The sequence below is a fragment of the Serratia sp. SA088 genome, from assembly GCF_049065515.1.
GTDB lineage: Bacteria > Pseudomonadota > Gammaproteobacteria > Enterobacterales > Enterobacteriaceae > Serratia > Serratia nematodiphila.
This window is the reverse complement of record NZ_JBAKGW010000012.1, coordinates 47,928-65,205: the sequence shown is the minus strand read 5'-3', so window position 1 is coordinate 65,205 and position 17,278 is coordinate 47,928. Positions and strand designations below refer to the sequence as shown.

The window sequence follows — 17,278 nt, the reverse complement described above, 5'->3', positions numbered from 1 at the left end:
TATTCGCAGCTTAAAAAGTTCATAAGAGGTCAATGCAATGTCGAACAACAAAAAACCGATGGTCCTGGTGATCCTGGACGGTTACGGCCACCGTGAAGAGCGGCAGGACAACGCGATCCTGAACGCCGGCACCCCGGTGATGGATCGTCTGTGGCAGGAGCAGCCGCATACGCTGATCGCCGCCTCCGGGCTGGATGTCGGCCTGCCCGATGGGCAAATGGGCAACTCCGAAGTCGGCCACGTCAATCTGGGCGCCGGGCGCATCGTGTACCAGGATCTGACCCGGCTGGACAAAGCGATCGCCGACGGCGACTTCTTCACCAACCCGGTGCTGACCGCCGCCGTCGATAAGGCCGTAGCGGCCGGCAAGGCGGTGCATATCATGGGCCTGCTGTCGCCGGGCGGCGTGCACAGCCATGACGAGCACATCCTGGCCATGATCAAGCTGGCCGCCCAACGCGGCGCCAAAGCCATTTATCTGCATGCCTTCCTTGACGGGCGCGACACGCCGCCGCGCAGCGCCGAAGCCCCGCTGCAACGCTGCCGCGACGCCTTCGCCGCATTGGGCGTCGGGCGCATCGCCTCGCTGATCGGCCGCTACTACGCGATGGACCGCGACAACCGCTGGGATCGCGTGCAGCTGGCCTATGACCTGCTGACCGCAGCCAAAGGCGATTCCGTGGCCGAGGATGCGATCGCCGGCCTGCAGGCTGCTTATCAGCGCGGTGAAAACGACGAGTTCGTCAGACCGACCGTGATCCGCGCCGCCGGTGAGGCCGATGCCGCAATGCAGGACGGCGACGCGTTGATCTTCATGAACTTCCGCGCCGACCGCGCGCGCCAGATCACCCGCGCTTTCGTGAACGCCGACTTCGACGGTTTCCCGCGCGCCAAGCAGGTGCAGTTCGGCGATTTCGTGATGCTGACCGAATACGCCGCCGACATCGCGACCGCCTGCGCCTATCCGCCGGCGCCGCTGGCCAACACCTTCGGCGAATGGCTGATGAAGCACGACAAAACCCAGCTGCGCATCTCGGAAACCGAAAAATACGCCCACGTCACCTTCTTCTATAACGGCGGCGTGGAAGCGCCGTTCAAGGGCGAAGACCGCGTGCTGGTCAACTCGCCGCAGGTCGCCACCTATGATCTGCAGCCGGAGATGAGCGCCGCCGAACTGACCGACAAGCTGCTGAGCGCCATCCGCAGCGGCAAATACGACGCCATCATCTGCAACTACCCGAACGGTGACATGGTGGGGCATACCGGCGTGTATGAAGCGGCGGTCAAAGCGGTGGAAACGCTGGACGCCTGCATCGCTCAGGTGGTTGACGCGGTGCGCGACGTCGACGGCCAACTGCTGATCACCGCCGATCACGGCAACGCCGAGCAGATGCGCGATCCGGCCACCGGCCAGGCGCACACCGCCCACACCAGCCTGCCGGTGCCGCTGATTTACGTCGGCAAACCGGCGCGCGCGGTCGAAGGCGGCAAGCTTTCGGACATCGCGCCAACCCTGTTAACGCTGATGGGAATGGAAATCCCGCAAGAGATGACTGGTAAGCCGCTGTTCATCGTGGAATAATCCTTCTCCATGAGGGAGAAGGCGTTTTTTGCACTATCAAGGGTAACCCGAAGCGCAAACGCAGGCAGCCGGCCGCTGCCTGAACGCACCGCGCCAAGGACGTTCACCGCCATGTGCGCCAGCGTATTTTGCGCTGGCGTCTTGCTGTTGCCGCTCGCCGGCCAGGCGGCGGAAGACAATAAATCCCAGCTGAAAGACATCCAGCAGAGCATCGCCGAGAAAGAAAAAGCGGTGAAGCAGCAGCAACAGCAGCGCAGCTCGCTGCAGGATCAGCTGCGTCAACAGGAAAAAACCATCGCCCAGGCCAGCCGCCAGTTGCGCGACACCCAGGGCACGCTCACCCAGTTGGGCAAGGATATTTCCGGCCTGAACGCCTCGATAACCAAACTGCAAAAGCAGCAATCGACCCAGCAAAATCTCCTCGCCAAACAGCTCGATGCCGCCTTCCGGCAAGGGCAGCACAGCGCCGTGCAGCTGATCCTCAGCGGTGAAGAAAGCCAGCGCAGCGAACGTATTCTGGCCTATTTCGGTTATCTGAACGAAGCGCGCCAGAAAACCATCGAAGAGTTGAAACAGACCCGCACCGAGCTGGCGAAGCAAAAAACCACGCTGGTGGCCAAACAGGGCCAGCAAAAATCCTTACTGAGCGAGCAACAGACGCAGCAGCAGAGGCTGGAGCAGGCGCGCGGCGCCCGCAAGAAAACGCTGACCGCGCTGGAAGCCTCGCTGGAAAAAGACCAACAACGCCTGGTGGAACTGCGCCAGAACGAAGCCCGCATGCGCGACAAGATCGCTCGGGCGGAGCGCGAAGCCCGTGCGCGCGCCGAACGCGAAGCGCGTGAAGCGGCCAAAGTGCGCGAGCAGGTGCGCATCAAGGAACAGCAGGCGAAGAAAACCGGCACCACCTACAAACCTAGCGAAGCCGATCGCTCGCTGATGGCGCGAACCGGCGGCCTCGGTCGTCCGGCCGGCCAGCTGATGTGGCCGGTGCGCGGCCGCACGCTGCACGGCTTTGGCGAGCAGCAGCAGGGCGAGCTACGCTGGAAAGGCATGGTGATCGAAGCCCGCGAAGGCAGCGAAGTGAAAGCCGTCGCCGATGGCCGCGTGCTGCTGGCCGACTGGCTGCAAGGCTATGGCCTGATGGTGGTGGTCGAACACGGTAAAGGCGACATGAGCGTGTACGGCTACAACCAAAGCGCGTTGGTCAACGTCGGGGCGCAGGTGCGCGCCGGCCAGCCGATCGCTCTGGTCGGCACCAGCGGCGGCCAGGGAACGCCGTCGCTCTATTTCGAAATCCGTCGTCAGGGACAGGCGGTTAACCCACTGCCGTGGTTGGGAAGATAGATTTGCGTTATGTCAAAACCCGTACAGCTTTGTTAATCGGCTGTCTGCTGCAGGTTTACGCTGCGCAGGCAGGAAAACTCTCCATCGTCATCGATGACGTGGGCTACCGCCCTCACGAAGAAAACGCGGTGCTGCAAATGCCGACGGCGATCTCGGTCGCAGTCTTGCCCAACGCGCCGCATGCCCGCCTGATGGCCACCCGCGCCCACAGCCAGGGCCGCGAAGTCTTGATCCACATGCCGATGGCGCCGCTCAGCAAGCAGCCGCTGGAACGCGATACCCTGCAGCCTTCCATGAGCAGCGACGAGATCCAGCGCATCATCCGCAACGCGGTGAACAACGTGCCCTACGCGGTCGGCATGAACAACCACATGGGCAGCGCCATGACCTCCAGCCTGCCGGGCATGCAGAAAGTGATGCAGGCGCTCGAAAGCTACCGCCTGTACTTCCTCGACAGCATGACCATCGGCAGCAGCCAGGCGACCCGCGCCGCGGCCGGCACCGGCGTGAAAGTGATCAAACGCAAGGTGTTCCTCGACGATACCGCGAACGAAGCCGATATCCGCCGCCAGTTCAACCGCGCGGTTGAATTGGCGCGGCGCAACGGATCCGCCATCGCCATCGGCCACCCGCGCCCGGCGACGGTGAAGGTGCTGCAGCAGATGCTGCCGTCGCTGCCCGCCGATATCGTACTGGTCAAACCGAGCGCGCTGCTGAACGAACCGCAGGGCAACGGCGGTGGCAGCTACGTCCCGCCGGTCAAACCGCAAAAACCGCAGCCGAAGAACCCGTTCAGCGGCGGCATCAAGCAGTGCAAGGTCAAACCGCCGAAGGAAAAAGCCAACGCCGGCACCGCGCTGGGCGTTATCGCCGACAGCATTGCCACCTCGCCGCCGGTGACTTTCATCAAGCGTCATTGGCAGCACTGGACGCAAACCAAACCGCAAGCATAAAAAAAGGGCCGGAATTCCGGCCCTTTTCACATCGCCGAGGTTAATCCCAGCTCAGCACCACTTTGCCCGACTTGCCGGAGCGCATGGCGTCGAAGCCCTGCTGGAACTCGTCGATCGAGAAACGGTGGGTGATGATCGGGGTCAAATCGAGGCCGGACTGGATCAGCGCCGCCATCTTGTACCAGGTTTCGAACATTTCACGGCCGTAAATCCCTTTGATAAACAGCCCTTTGAAGATGACCTGATTCCAGTCGATCGACATATCCGAAGGCGGAATGCCCAGCATGGCGATACGCCCGCCGTGGTTCATCGCATTAAGCAACGTGCGGAACGCCGGCGGCGCGCCGGACATTTCCAGGCCGACGTCGAACCCTTCGGTCATGCCCAGTTCGGCCATCACGTCGCTGAGGTTTTCCTTGCTGACGTTCACCGCACGGGTCACGCCCATTTTGCGCGCCAGTTCCAGGCGGTATTCGTTAACGTCGGTGATCACCACATGGCGGGCGCCGACGTGTTTGCACACCGCCGCCGCCATGATACCGATCGGGCCGGCACCGGACACCAGCACGTCTTCCCCGACCAGATCGAACGACAGCGCGGTGTGCACCGCGTTACCGAACGGATCGAAGATCGAAGCCAATTCGTCGGAGATGTTATCCGGGATCTTGAAGGCGTTGAACGCCGGGATCACCAGGTATTCCGCGAAGCTGCCCGGGCGGTTCACGCCCACGCCGACGGTGTTGCGGCACAGGTGCGTGCGGCCGCCGCGGCAGTTGCGGCAGTGGCCGCAGGTGATGTGGCCTTCGCCGGACACGCGATCGCCGATGTTGAAGCCTTTGACTTCCTGACCGATCGCCACCACTTCGCCCACGTATTCATGGCCGACCACCATCGGAACCGGAATGGTTTTTTGCGACCACTCGTCCCAGTTGTAGATATGCACATCGGTGCCGCAGATCGCGGTTTTGCGGATTTTGATCATGATGTCGTTGTGGCCCAGCTCCGGCTGAGGCACGTCGGTCATCCAAATCCCTTCTTCCGCTTTCAGTTTTGACAGTGCTTTCATGGTTTTACCTTATGCAATAACGCCAAGATCCTTACCGATACGTGTAAACGCCGCCACTGCGCGTTCGATTTGCTCCGGGGTGTGGTCGGCGGACATCTGGGTACGGATGCGCGCCTGGCCTTTCGGCACCACCGGATAGAAGAAACCGGTCACATAGATGCCTTCCTTGAGCAACGCATTGGCGAATTCCTGCGCCAACTTCGCCTCACCCAGCATCACCGGGATGATGGCGTGATCGGCGCCGGCCAACGTGAAGCCGGCGGCGGTCATTTTTTCGCGGAACAGACGCGCATTGGCCCACAGGCGATCGCGCAGGGCATCGCCCTCTTCCAGCAGTTCCAGCACTTTGATCGACGCGGCGACGATCGCCGGCGCCAGCGAGTTGGAGAACAGGTACGGGCGCGAACGCTGGCGCAGCCACTCCACCACTTCTTTCTTGGCAGCGGTGTAACCGCCGGACGCGCCGCCCAGCGCTTTGCCTAACGTACCGGTGATGATATCGACGCGGCCCATCACTTCGCAGTATTCATGGGTGCCGCGCCCGTTGGCGCCGACAAAGCCCACCGCGTGAGAGTCATCCACCATCACCAGCGCCTGGTATTCGTCCGCCAGATCGCAAACCCCTTTCAGGTTGGCAATCACGCCGTCCATCGAGAAGACGCCGTCGGTGGCGATCAGGATGTGACGCGCGCCGTCGGCTTTGGCCTGCTTGAGCTGCGCGGCCAGCTCGGTCATGTCGTTATTGGCATAGCGATAGCGCTTGGCCTTGCACAGGCGCACGCCGTCGATGATCGACGCGTGGTTCAGCGCATCGGAGATAATGGCGTCTTCCGGGCCGAGCAGGGTTTCGAACAGCCCGCCGTTGGCGTCGAAGCAAGAGGAGTACAGGATCGCGTCTTCCATGCCCAAAAAGGCCGCCAGTTTCTGTTCCAGCTGCTTGTGGCTGTCCTGGGTGCCGCAGATGAAGCGCACCGACGCCATGCCGAAACCGTGGCTGTCCATGCCCGACTTGGCGGCGGCGATCAGCGCCGGGTGGTTGGCCAGGCCCAGGTAGTTATTGGCGCAGAAGTTGATCACATGGCTGCCGTCGGCGACGGCGATATCCGCCTGTTGCGCGGAGGTGATGATGCGTTCTTCCTTGAACAGCCCTTCACTGCGCGTGGCGGCAAGCTGTTGTTCCAACTGCTGATAAAAAGACGCTGACATTCGGTTATCTCCAGGATTGGGCTATTTGCGGCATATTTTACTGATTTGTAACCAAACTGACGAGAATGCGCGGGAGAGAATATTAAAATTGCAGCAGATATCACGGCAAACGGCGGCCTTCAATGGCAATGCGGGATATTCGGAGCCCTTCCGCTGTTTGCCGCGGCATGAAATGCTATTATAACCGCCATTGAGCGTGGGGCATTGTGCCCCGCCAGGCAGCTTAGCAGGGGTAACCCAATGATTATCGTCACAGGCGGCGCCGGCATGATCGGCAGCAACATCATTAAGGCACTGAACGACAAGGGATATCGCGATATCCTGGTGGTGGATAACCTGAAAGACGGCACCAAGTTCGTCAACCTGGTCGATCTGGACATCGCCGACTATATCGATAAAGAAGACTTTATCGCCAGCATCGTGGCCGGCGACGATCTGGGCGAGATCGAAGCGGTGTTCCACGAAGGCGCCTGCTCCGCGACCACCGAGTGGGACGGCAAGTACATGATGGACAATAACTATCAGTACTCCAAAGACCTGCTGCACTACTGCCTGGATCGCGAAATCCCGTTCTTGTATGCCTCCTCCGCCGCCACTTACGGCGGCCGCGAAGAGTTCATCGAAGAGCGTGAGTATGAAGCGCCGCTCAACGTTTACGGCTACTCCAAATTCCTGTTCGATCAGTACGTGCGCGAGATCCTGCCGGAAGCGGACTCGCAGATCTGCGGCTTCCGCTACTTCAACGTTTACGGCCCGCGCGAAGGCCACAAAGGCAGCATGGCCAGCGTCGCCTTCCACCTGAATACTCAGATCAACCGCGGCGAAAACCCGAAACTGTTCGCCGGCAGCGAAAACTTCAAGCGTGACTTCATCTACGTCGGCGATGTGGCGGCGGTTAACCTGTGGTTCTGGGAAACCGGCAAATCCGGCATCTTCAACTGCGGCACCGGCCGAGCGGAAACCTTCCAGGCGGTAGCCGACGCGGTGGTGGACTTCCACCAGAAAGGCGCTGTGGAATACATCGAGTTCCCGGAGAAGCTGAAAGGCCGCTATCAGGCGTACACTCAGGCCGATCTGACCAAGCTGCGCGCCGCCGGCTACAACGCACCGTTCAAAACGGTCGCCGAAGGCGTGAAAGAGTACATGGCCTGGTTGAACCGCACCGCATAAGCTGAAGGAATTAACGCTGGGTATGAAAATACTGGTTATCGGCCCTTCTTGGGTTGGCGACATGATGATGTCGCAAAGTCTCTATCGCACCCTGAAGGCCGAATACCCGTCGGCGGAGATCGATGTGATGGCGCCGGCCTGGTGCCGCCCGTTGCTGGCGCGCATGCCGGAAGTCAATCAGGCGCTGGCGATGCCGCTGGGCCACGGCGCGCTGGGGCTCGGCGAGCGCCGCCGCCTGGGGCGCGCTCTGCGCGCCAACCGTTACGATCGCGCTTATGTTCTGCCCAACTCGTTCAAATCCGCGCTGGTGCCCTTCTTCGCCGATATCCCGCAGCGCACCGGCTGGCGGGGCGAAATGCGCTACGGCCTGCTGAACGACGTCCGCGTGCTCGACAAGAGCGCCTTCCCGTTGATGGTGCAACGCTACGTGGCGCTGGCCTATGACAAAGGCCGCGTTCTGCGCGCCGACGATCTGCCGCAGCCGCTGCTGTGGCCGCGGCTGCAGGTGAGCGACGAAGAGATCGCCGACACCACCGCGGCCTTCAACCTGACCGACAGCCGGCCGATCGTCGGCTTCTGCCCGGGCGCGGAGTTCGGCCCCGCCAAACGCTGGCCGCACTATCACTACGCGGCGTTAGCTCAGCGGCTGATCGAGGGCGGCTATCAGATCGCGCTGTTCGGTTCGGCAAAAGACCATGAGGCCGGCGAACAGATCCGCGCCGCATTGCAGGACGACGCGCGCGATTTCTGCCTTAATCTGGCCGGGAAAACCCAGCTGGAGCAAGCAGTTATCCTGATCGCAGCCTGCCGGGCGGTGGTCAGCAACGACTCCGGTTTAATGCACGTTGCCGCAGCGTTGAACAAACCGCTGATAGCCTTGTACGGCCCAAGCAGCCCCGACTTCACGCCGCCGCTTTCCGACAAGGCGCGGGTCATTCGCCTGATCAGCGGCTACCACAAGGTGCGTAAGGGCGATGCCGAGCAGGGATACCACCAAAGTTTGATCGATATTCAGCCGCAGCAAGTGTTGGATGCGCTGACGCCGTTACTTGTCGCCAGCGAGGAATAGTCATGCAGGTGTTAATTGTAAAAACCTCCTCGATGGGGGACGTGCTGCATACGCTGCCCGCCCTGACCGACGCGCTGCAGGCCATTCCCGATATCCGCTTCGACTGGGTGGTGGAAGAAGGCTTCAGCCAAATCCCCACCTGGCACCCGGCGGTAGATCGCGTGATCCCGGTAGCCATTCGCCGCTGGCGAAAAAACTGGTTCGGCAACGATACTCGGCAACAGCGCTGCGACTTCAAGCGCGCGCTGCAAGAACGCCGTTACGACGTGGTGATCGACGCGCAGGGCCTGATCAAAAGCGCCGCGCTGATCACGCGCATCGCTAAAGGCAACAAACATGGCCTGGACTGCAAGAGTGCGCGCGAGCCGTTCGCCAGTTGGTTCTACAATGTGCGCCATGAGGTAGACAAACAGCAGCACGCGGTGGAACGCACGCGCGAACTGTTCGCCAAAAGCCTCGGCTACGATAAACCGGGCAGCTACGGCGATTACGCCATCGCCGCACGCTTTCTCAGCCGCCCGCCGGCCGATGCCGGGCAGTATTTGGTGTTTCTGCACGCGACGACCCGTGACGATAAGCATTGGCCGGAGCAAAACTGGCGTGAGCTGATCGCGCTGGCGGCGGACAGCGGGCTGAAGATCAAACTGCCGTGGGGCGCAGAGCATGAACATCAGCGCGCGCTGCGCTTGGCGGAAGGTTTTCCACATGTCGAAGTGCTGCCGAAACTCAGCCTGCAGCAGGTGGCCGAGGTGCTGGCCGGCGCCAAAGGCGTGGTTTCGGTCGACACCGGGCTCAGCCATCTGACCGCCGCGCTCGACAAACCGAACATCACGCTGTTCGGGCCGACCGATCCCGGCCTGATCGGCGGTTACGGGCAAAATCAGCACTCGCTGATTTCGCCGGAAAAAAGCATGGCGACAATCGACGCCGATACGGCATGGCAGGCGTTGCAAAAGGTTATAGCATGAAAAAACTGCACATTATCAACCTGGGTAAAATGGGCGGCGTCGAGCGCCTGTTCCTGCAGTACATCAACGATACCACCGACGGCAGCAACCAGGTCCTGTGCATCAGCGGCGACATTGGCGAAGAGATCCGCCGCCAGTTGCCTGCGCATCAGCCCGTCACCTTCGCCAACCGCCTTATCAATGCGCTGCCGTTGCGTTGCCCGCAGTTCCTGCGCAAATTTTTGCTGAAATGGAAAATTGAACGGGCGAACGCCGACGTGGTGATCGTCTGGGATCTGGTGCCGGGGCTGGCGGCCAAACCCAAGCGCGGCAAGCTGGTTTACTACGATCACGGCTGCTCCTGGCGTTACCCCAAGAATAAAAAGACGCTGCGTTTCTTCGCCATGCTGGACGGTGTGATTTCCGCCTCACACGCGTCGAAGCGGGTGATGGAGCTGCGCTTTAATCTGCCTTGCCCAAATCACGTGGTGATCAACCGCATCAAGACGCCGGCGGGGATCGACGCTGCGCCGAAAACGCTGTCGCAGCCGGTCAGGATCGGCACTGCCTCACGCCTGGTCAGCCTGAAAGGCATCAGCGTTTCATTATTGATGATGCAGGAACTGCTGCGGCGCGGGCATGACGTCACGCTGGAAGTGGCCGGCAAAGGGCCGGATCGCGCGGCGTTCGAGGCGCTGGCGGCACGGCTTCAGCTCGGCGACCGCGTCACCTTCAGCGGTTATCAGGATGACGTCGCCGGCTTCTTCAATCGCACGCACATCTACATGAGCACGCCGATCACCGAGCCGTTCGGCTTGTCCTGCATGGAATCGCTCTATTTCGGCGTGCCGGTCATTTTCCCGCGGGTCGACGGCCAGCCGGAAGCGGTCAAGGACGGGGTCTGCGGCCTTGGCCTGACGCCGTCGGTCACCATCGAACAACACCGGCAGCTCACCGATATCGAGGTCGACTTCCCGCATGAGGTCTACGATCCGCAGACCGACAGCCTGGTGGCGCCCAAGCTGCTGTCGCATATCGACTGTGCGGATGCCGTTGAGAAATTGCTGGAGCGAGAAACCTACCAGACTCTGAGCCGAAATGCGCAGCGCTATCCTGCGGAACATTTCAACTATGCTCAGTTCAAAGTTGAATTCGACGACACGCTGCGATCCTTTATCGCTTAATTGGAACGTGAGCCGGAAAACACGCCCGATGCTAAAACACAGAACACCGCACCCTGCCTTCAGCTATCTGATCTATCTGGGGTGCGCCATCGCTTTTTGCACTATTCCTTTCGGTTCTGCGACCGGACGCAATCTGTTTTATATTTCCAGCTACATCGCCTTTATCGCCGTTTGCCTGTACCCGCGCTACTACTTCAGCAACGTTAAAAATCTGCTGTTGCCCGCGCTGATGTTCAGCGTAGGCATGGGAACCATCCTCTGGATGCACCACTTCAAACAGCCGGGTGATTACATCAACATTTACCGCTCTTACATGTCGACCGGCAAGCTCCAACTCGCGACCGCTTTCATCTTACTGATCGCGCTTAATGAACGCCTGTGCGTGCAGCGCCTGCTCGTTGTCGTAGCCCTCGCCACCGGTCTGGCGATCAACGGTTATTCACTCTATCAGGGGCTGCGGCTGGATATCCCGCGCGTAGAGCTCAACTTCGATCGCGCCACGATCGCGGCCTACCTGATGACCGCCCTCGATCTGGTCATGATGCAGGCCATCCTGATGCTGCGCACCCGCTACCGTCTGGCGTTATATATCACGGCGTTCCTGCTGTCCTTCTCTGCGCTGGTGCTCACCGGCACGCGCGCGGCCATGTTGGTCTACCCGGCAGCGGTCTGCCTGTCGCTGTTGGCGACCAAGCAGCTGGTTTCCAGAAAACACAAGCTCGCGTTGGTGGCCTCAGTGCCGCTGCTGCTCATAGCCTGCGGTCTGGCGTTCAAGACGCAGATAGAAGAACGCATCCAGGCCTTTGAGACCGACATGCGCCTGATGGATCAGCCACAAACGGATAACTCGATCATTTCCCGGCTGTCGATGCAAACGCTGGCATGGCGTACCGGTTCACAAGCGCCTTGGGGCCAATCCGCCGAACAACGCGGTGAAGAGATCCGCGCCATCGTCGCGCAGCAGCCACATCTGTACGGCGTCATGCCCTACATCAACGTCCACCTGCACAACGAACTGCTGGAAACCTACTCGCTCAAGGGCGTCTGGGGCGTACTGCTGCTGCTGGCGCTCTACGCCGGCCTGCTCTTCTCTTCGTTCCGGCCGCAGCGCAACGCGTTACTGCTGAGCGTCAGCGCCAGCCTGTTCGTTTACGGCCTGAGCGACGTCATCTTCTTCAGCACGGAAGGCACCGTCATGTTCTGCCTGGCGCTGATCGCCGCCGTTCTTTCCGTTACGAAACAGCCCCCAGTTCAGGAGCCCACCTTGTGAATCCTCAGCAGCCGCTGCTCAGCGTTATCGTGCCGTTTTATAATAATGAAGCGTTCGTTATCGCTGCGCTGGATTCGTTATTTGTACAGATTGACGACGATATCGAGGTGGTGATCATCGACGATGGCTCCACCGACGCCTCCGCCGCGCTGGTCAGCCACTATCTGGCGCAGCGGCGGCATCCGCGCGCGGTCCTTACTTCACAGGCCAACGGCGGCATTGCGCACGCCCGCAACGTCGGGCTACAGCGGGCCACCGGGCGCTATGTCACCTTTCTCGACGGCGACGATCTGCTGAGCGACGACTATCTGGCGATCCTGCGCCCCCTGTTGATCGCCGGTGAATATGACCTGATCGATTTTAATTATCAGAAGTTCACCGAACATCCGTCGACGCCGGATAACCGCGCGGCGCAGCCCGCAGCCTACGACTTTTCACAGTTGGGGCTCGGCTGCCTGCAACCGCTGTTTGCACGCTCGATGTGGCATCTCTGGAGCCGGGTATATAAACGCACGCTGCTGGAAGGGGAGGCGTTCGAAGACGGCAGGCGCTACGAAGACGTGATTTTCACGCCTTTTCAGTATTTCAAAACTCGCCGCATCGCCCATCTTGACTGCGAGCTCTACTTCTATCGGGACAACAGCCAGGGCATCACCCGCAATATCAAACCCAAAGATATTGAAGATCTGCTGTTCGCCATGGAGAAGATGCTGCGTTTTGTGGCGCAGCATCCCGGGGATGAGCCGCTGCGCCGGTTAGCCGCCCTGATGCTGGCTAACTGCTTTTCCGAGGTGAAAAGCATGTCGAAGGCGGTGTACGGCTATTACCATTACGCGCCGGCAACGCTGCATATCCTGCGCCGCGCCGCCGCTGTCTGCCGCAACAGCGACGTGCCGGGCAAAAAAGTCCGCCAGATGCGCTATGCGCGAGTGGATACCTTTCTTTCGAAGCTGCGCGGGCGCAGGCCGCACTAACCGCATCGGCCGGGCGGCCGATGCGTCGTCTCGCCTTTAGCGCGCTAAAGGCACGTGCGCGACCAACTCGTCATAAATCCGCTGCGGCTGGATAACCCCCATCGGGCTTTCCGCCTCCAGCGGCATCGTATAGCCGGTACGAGACACCTGAATGATGCGGTGCAGTTCAGGATCCTGAATCGGCCCGGTGGAACGTGAGTCGGCGGTCACGAACAGGCTGATGGTTTTCACCTTCAACGCCACCGCCAGATGCAACGGCCCGGTATCGCCGGTAACCAGAACATGGAAACTGTCGAGCAACGTCAGTAAACCTTGCAGCCCCGTTTTACCGATCTGGTTATCCACGCAGGCCTGCGTTTGCGGGCCGATCAGACTCAAAAACTGTTTGGCCTTGCCGTCGTCAAACGGTGCGCCAATCAGCACGATGCGTACATTTGGGTGCTTCGCCACCAGCTCATCGGCCAGCCGCGCATAGTGCGCAACCGGCCAGCAACGCGACTCCGTTGACGCCCCCAGCTGAAAACCGATGGTGGGATGCTCGCTGCTTTTGACGCCGCGCTGATAATCCACGGGAATTTCCATCGTCGGATCGTCGCTGCGGCAGCCCAAAATGGAAATCAGCTCCAGCTTGCGGCGCACGAAGTGGCCGTAATAATGGAAGACGTAGTTGGTTAGCCAAGGCTCCAGCCCGCAAATGCCTGAACTGTAGTTATCCCTGATAATGTACTTCGCCCCGGCCAGTACGGCGCTGATGATGTCATAAGGCAGATGGGAATGCAGGATCAGCGCCAAATCCGGCTGATGTTCGCGCAGCGATTTCAGCAACGGGCGCATCGTCTTGATCTTGCTGTCCCAATACACCACGCGATCGTAATAGCGGCCGTTTTCCACCAGCTCGCGGTTTTTCTTGTGCACCACCAGCGTGATGTGCGCGTTGGGGTAGCGTTCCCGCATCGCCCGCAGTGCCGGCGTGTTGAACATGAAGTCGCCCAACGCCGTGGTGGAATAGATGACGATATTGTCAAACTGCTGGGCGCCGTCGAACGTCGCCTTGTCCTGAAAACGGCCGTACTTCGCCGTATAGCGCCGCAAGAACCAGTCGGCAACCTTGATTTTCCATTTCTTCGACATGTGCGTGCTTAATTCGCTTTAAGTTGATAATACTCGGCCAGCGTCATGCCCACCGTGCGCTGCTGCAGCCAGTCAAACAGCTGCTCCAGATCGCGGTACAGCCCTTCGATATCCTGCTCGGTTTTGAACGTCGGGCTGCCGCCCGGCATAAATTCGGAGGAGTGCAGCATGAATTCGACGTAGTCATGCCCCTGCGCCAGCGATGTCTCAGCCACGCTTATCATCTTGGCCACATTGCCGCCACTCGGCCGCAGCCAGTTGACGGACGGCGAACGCCGCTTGCCGCGCAGCCGGTCATAGCCCTGCTTGAAGGCATTCATCAGCGCCGAGTGCTTGTACTGGATACTCATCGGCACTTCCAGCAACGACGAAGCGCCCGGTTTGGCGATGTTCTGCGGATCGATGAAATAGGCCTGCGACGGGAACCGACTATAATCTGTGCCGCCGTTGCCCTGTGGATTGCCCGGCGAAAACTGCCAGTTGACCCGCGGCGTCACCGAACAGTCCACCTGATAGCCGTATTCCAGCAGCAGCGAGGCATAATATTCGTTGAACGCCCAACGGCCGGCGCGATGACTGAGCATTTTGGTCTGGAAGGTGTCTTCCAGCAGCTTGGTCATGTGATCGACCTTGGCGCGGATCTGATCGGCGGGATACTCGATCAAATAAGGCTTGTGGCGCCAGTCGTCGTCGGTGAGCGGCGTCAGCGGCGGGCTGTTCCAGGCATGCAGGTGCATGCCCACTTCACCCGTGCCGCGAGCGATCACGTCGCGCGCGAACTCGACATAAGCCGGGTCCACCGCCATTTCATAGTTGGTGAGATAAACCGGTTTGAAGGCGTATTTTTCGCACAATGCCTGAAAGCGCGGCAAGAAACGCGTGTTTTCGGTCGCGATGCGATCGTGGTTTTGCCACAGATTATCGCCTTCGGTATCAATGGTGATGAGAAACGCCGGTTTAGTCATGAATATCGAGCCTGATATCAACAGAATGCACTATGTTACGCAGGCCGTTTCGCCAGGGCAAACGACTTTGCTGCCTGGTTTGGACAACGTTGAAGCGCATTCGTCCCCGGCTCGGCGATTTTTTTACGGCCAGGCAAGAAAACCTTGCAACAGTAGCCACATGCGATCGTGTCATTTAGAATCAAAGATTGGTTTCCCAGAAAGCGACTCATGATGAACGACGCGCCAGCCCCAACTTCCGCCCCATCCGTACAGCGTATTTTGATCATAAAACTGCGCCATCACGGCGATATGCTGCTGGTCACGCCGGTCATCAGCAGCCTGCGGCAAAACTACCCGCAGGCGCAAATCGACGTACTGCTGTATCAGGAAACGCAGGAGATGCTGGCCAGTAATCCGGAACTGTCGACGCTGTTCGCCATCGACCGTCAATGGAAAAAACAGGGCGCCCGCGCGCACCTGGGGCACGAACTGGCGCTGCTGCGTCGCCTGAAGGCGCAACGCTACGATCTGGTGGTCAACCTGGCCGATCAGTGGCGCAGCGCCATCCTCACGCGCCTGACCGGTGCGCGTATCCGTCTGGGCTTCGATTTCCCCAAACGCCGCGGCTTGCTGTGGCGCCATTGCCACACCCAGCTGGTGCCGGTCGACAATCACGCCCACCTGCATACCGTCGAACAGAATCTTTCGCTGCTGGCGCCGCTGAACCTGCCCGCGCTCAATGAACATGTGACCATGAGTTACGATCCGCAGGATTGGCAGGCTTGTGAGCAACGGTTGCAGAAGCAGGGCGTCTTCAGCAGTTATATTGTGGTGCAACCCACCTCGCGCTGGTTCTTCAAATGCTGGAGCGAAGAGAAAATGGCCGCCACCCTCACCGCCTTGCAGGCCGACGGCCACCAGCTGGTGATCACCTCCGGCCCCGACGCCAGAGAACAAGCCATGGTAGAACGCATTTTGGCGCTCTGCCCGCCACAGGGCGTGATCTCGTTGGCCGGCCAGCTGACGCTGAGCCAACTGGCCGCCCTGATCGACCACGCCAAGCTGTTTATCGGCGTGGATTCGGTGCCGATGCACATGGCCGCCGCGCTGCAAACGCCGTGCGTGGCGCTGTTCGGCCCTTCCAAGCTGACTTTCTGGCGGCCGTGGCAAGCTACCGGCGCCGTGATCTGGGCCGGCGACTTCGGCGAACTGCCCGATCCGGACGCCATCGATACCGGCACCGACGAACGATATCTCGACCTTATTCCTACAGACGCGGTGATTGCAGCCGCGCGGAGCACGCTGGCATGAAAGCATTTCGTTTGGCGATCGTTCGCCAAAAATACCGCCCGGACGGCGGAGCCGAACGTTTCGTTTCCCGCGCCCTGGAAGCGCTGGAGCAACAGGATCTCGATCTGAACGTCATCACTCGCGAATGGCAGGGCGACGCCAATCCCAACTGGCATATCCACCTGTGCAATCCGTTAAAGCTCGGCCGCATCAGCCGCGAACGGGGCTTCGCCGTGGCGGCCAGGGCGCTGTGGCAGAAAGAGCGCTTCGATCTGGTGCAAAGCCACGAACGTATTCCCGGCTGCGACATCTATCGCGCCGGCGACGGCGTACACCGCCGCTGGCTGCTGCAACGCGCGCGTCTGCTGCCGGAATGGCGCCGCAAGTGGCTGTTCTCCAATCGCTATCACCGCTATGTGATGTGCGCCGAACGCGCCATGTACGCCGCGCCCGAGCTGAAAGCCGTCATCTGCAACGCCGAGATGATCAAGCAGGAAATCATCGCCGACTTTGGCGTGCCCGCCGACAAGATCACGGTGATCTATAACGCCATCGACAATCAAAAGTTCCCGCCCGCCGACGAGGCCCAGCGTCAACGTCTGCGCAAGCAATATCAGATCCCGCAACAGGCGCACTGCCTGATCTTCGTCGGCTCCGGTTTCGAGCGCAAAGGGCTGGCCGCCGCCATCCGCGCCGTGGCGGCGACCGACAGCCACCTCCTGGTGATCGGTAAAGACAAAGCCGAAAAACGCTACCGGGCGCTGGCGCAGTCGCTGGGCTGCGGCGATCGCATTCACTTTATGGGCGTGCAGAAGCAGACCCTGCCGTTCTATCAGGCCGCGGACGCGCTGCTGCTGCCGACGCTGTACGATCCGTTCCCGAATGTGATTCTGGAAGCGATGTCGTGCGGCCTGCCGGTTATCACCAGCACCACCTGCGGCGGCGCCGAGTTTATCACCCCAGGCCAGAACGGCTTCGTGACCGACGCGCTCGATGTACCAGCCATCACGGAGGCTATTCGGGCACTGCCGCGCCAGGCGCTGGGATCATCTATGGGCGAAGCGGCGAGATTGCGCATTATGACGGCTACGCCGGCGCATCTGTCCGAACAGCTGATTTCCCTCTATAACCGGTTACTGGATTAG

The 17,278-nt window shown here is 60.4% G+C and carries 15 protein-coding genes; 11 read left to right on the top strand and 4 right to left on the bottom strand.

Annotated elements, in window-relative coordinates; genetic code table 11:
• Window positions 1-37: 37 nt before the first annotated feature.
• From gpmM to ACOWVD_RS23215, 3 genes are read left to right on the top strand one after another with little or no spacing between them, the layout of a single operon-like run.
• Entirely contained in the window at window positions 38-1,582 is a 1,545-nt protein-coding gene (gene gpmM, locus ACOWVD_RS23225; RefSeq protein WP_049187724.1) for a 2,3-bisphosphoglycerate-independent phosphoglycerate mutase, read from the top strand.
• A gap of 9 nt (window positions 1,583-1,591) precedes the next feature.
• On the top strand, window positions 1,592-2,926 hold the full coding sequence (gene envC / locus ACOWVD_RS23220) for a murein hydrolase activator EnvC (RefSeq protein WP_049240829.1): 1,335 nt from the start codon (window positions 1,592-1,594) through the stop codon (window positions 2,924-2,926).
• A gap of 2 nt (window positions 2,927-2,928) precedes the next feature.
• Entirely contained in the window at window positions 2,929-3,879 is a 951-nt protein-coding gene (locus ACOWVD_RS23215) for a divergent polysaccharide deacetylase family protein (protein ID WP_049240830.1), read from the top strand.
• Window positions 3,880-3,919: 40 nt separating this feature from the next.
• Here the strand turns inward: ACOWVD_RS23215 and tdh are convergent, their stop codons facing one another.
• Together tdh and kbl are read right to left on the bottom strand one after the other, a co-directional pair.
• Window positions 3,920-4,945, bottom strand: a complete 1,026-nt coding sequence (gene tdh / locus ACOWVD_RS23210; protein ID WP_004931152.1) for an L-threonine 3-dehydrogenase — start codon at window positions 4,943-4,945, stop codon at window positions 3,920-3,922.
• A 9-nt stretch (window positions 4,946-4,954) separates the two neighbouring features.
• A complete protein-coding gene (kbl, locus tag ACOWVD_RS23205) occupies window positions 4,955-6,151 on the bottom strand; it encodes a glycine C-acetyltransferase (protein ID WP_004931154.1) in 1,197 nt (398 codons plus the stop codon).
• A 240-nt stretch (window positions 6,152-6,391) separates the two neighbouring features.
• Between kbl and rfaD the strand changes: the two genes are divergently transcribed.
• The 6 genes from rfaD to ACOWVD_RS23175 are packed head-to-tail and all read left to right on the top strand — an operon-like array spanning window position 6,392 to window position 12,765.
• Window positions 6,392-7,321 (top strand): ADP-glyceromanno-heptose 6-epimerase, encoded by a 930-nt coding sequence (gene rfaD / locus ACOWVD_RS23200; protein WP_044030115.1) that lies wholly within the window; start codon window positions 6,392-6,394, stop codon window positions 7,319-7,321.
• Between the two features lie 22 nt (window positions 7,322-7,343).
• Window positions 7,344-8,390 carry an ADP-heptose--LPS heptosyltransferase RfaF gene (gene rfaF / locus ACOWVD_RS23195; RefSeq protein WP_049240832.1) on the top strand — a complete coding sequence of 349 codons (1,047 nt, stop codon included), beginning with the start codon at window positions 7,344-7,346 and terminating at the stop codon, window positions 8,388-8,390.
• A gap of 2 nt (window positions 8,391-8,392) precedes the next feature.
• Entirely contained in the window at window positions 8,393-9,358 is a 966-nt protein-coding gene (rfaC, locus tag ACOWVD_RS23190) for a lipopolysaccharide heptosyltransferase RfaC (RefSeq protein ID WP_049240833.1), read from the top strand.
• On the top strand, window positions 9,355-10,521 hold the full coding sequence (locus ACOWVD_RS23185; RefSeq protein WP_049240834.1) for a glycosyltransferase: 1,167 nt from the start codon (window positions 9,355-9,357) through the stop codon (window positions 10,519-10,521). Before rfaC ends, ACOWVD_RS23185 begins: the two co-directional genes overlap by 4 nt.
• Before the next feature lie 28 nt (window positions 10,522-10,549).
• On the top strand, window positions 10,550-11,791 hold the full coding sequence (locus ACOWVD_RS23180) for an O-antigen ligase family protein (RefSeq protein ID WP_049240836.1): 1,242 nt from the start codon (window positions 10,550-10,552) through the stop codon (window positions 11,789-11,791).
• Window positions 11,788-12,765: a glycosyltransferase gene (locus ACOWVD_RS23175; RefSeq protein WP_164095860.1), complete on the top strand. Its 978-nt coding sequence runs from the start codon at window positions 11,788-11,790 to the stop codon at window positions 12,763-12,765. Before ACOWVD_RS23180 ends, ACOWVD_RS23175 begins: the two co-directional genes overlap by 4 nt.
• A gap of 36 nt (window positions 12,766-12,801) precedes the next feature.
• On the opposite strand, the gene ACOWVD_RS23170 is transcribed toward ACOWVD_RS23175, so the two are convergent.
• Window positions 12,802-13,896, bottom strand: coding sequence for a glycosyltransferase family 9 protein (locus tag ACOWVD_RS23170; protein WP_004931167.1), 1,095 nt, complete (start codon window positions 13,894-13,896; stop codon window positions 12,802-12,804).
• An 8-nt stretch (window positions 13,897-13,904) separates the two neighbouring features.
• On the bottom strand, window positions 13,905-14,861 hold the full coding sequence (locus ACOWVD_RS23165) for a polysaccharide deacetylase family protein (protein WP_075684474.1): 957 nt from the start codon (window positions 14,859-14,861) through the stop codon (window positions 13,905-13,907).
• 210 nt (window positions 14,862-15,071) lie between these two features.
• Between ACOWVD_RS23165 and rfaQ the strand changes: the two genes are divergently transcribed.
• Both rfaQ and ACOWVD_RS23155 read left to right on the top strand, forming a co-directional pair.
• Window positions 15,072-16,154: a putative lipopolysaccharide heptosyltransferase III gene (gene rfaQ / locus ACOWVD_RS23160; protein ID WP_421105792.1), complete on the top strand. Its 1,083-nt coding sequence runs from the start codon at window positions 15,072-15,074 to the stop codon at window positions 16,152-16,154.
• Window positions 16,151-17,278 (top strand): glycosyltransferase family 4 protein, encoded by a 1,128-nt coding sequence (locus ACOWVD_RS23155; protein WP_274865000.1) that lies wholly within the window; start codon window positions 16,151-16,153, stop codon window positions 17,276-17,278. Before rfaQ ends, ACOWVD_RS23155 begins: the two co-directional genes overlap by 4 nt.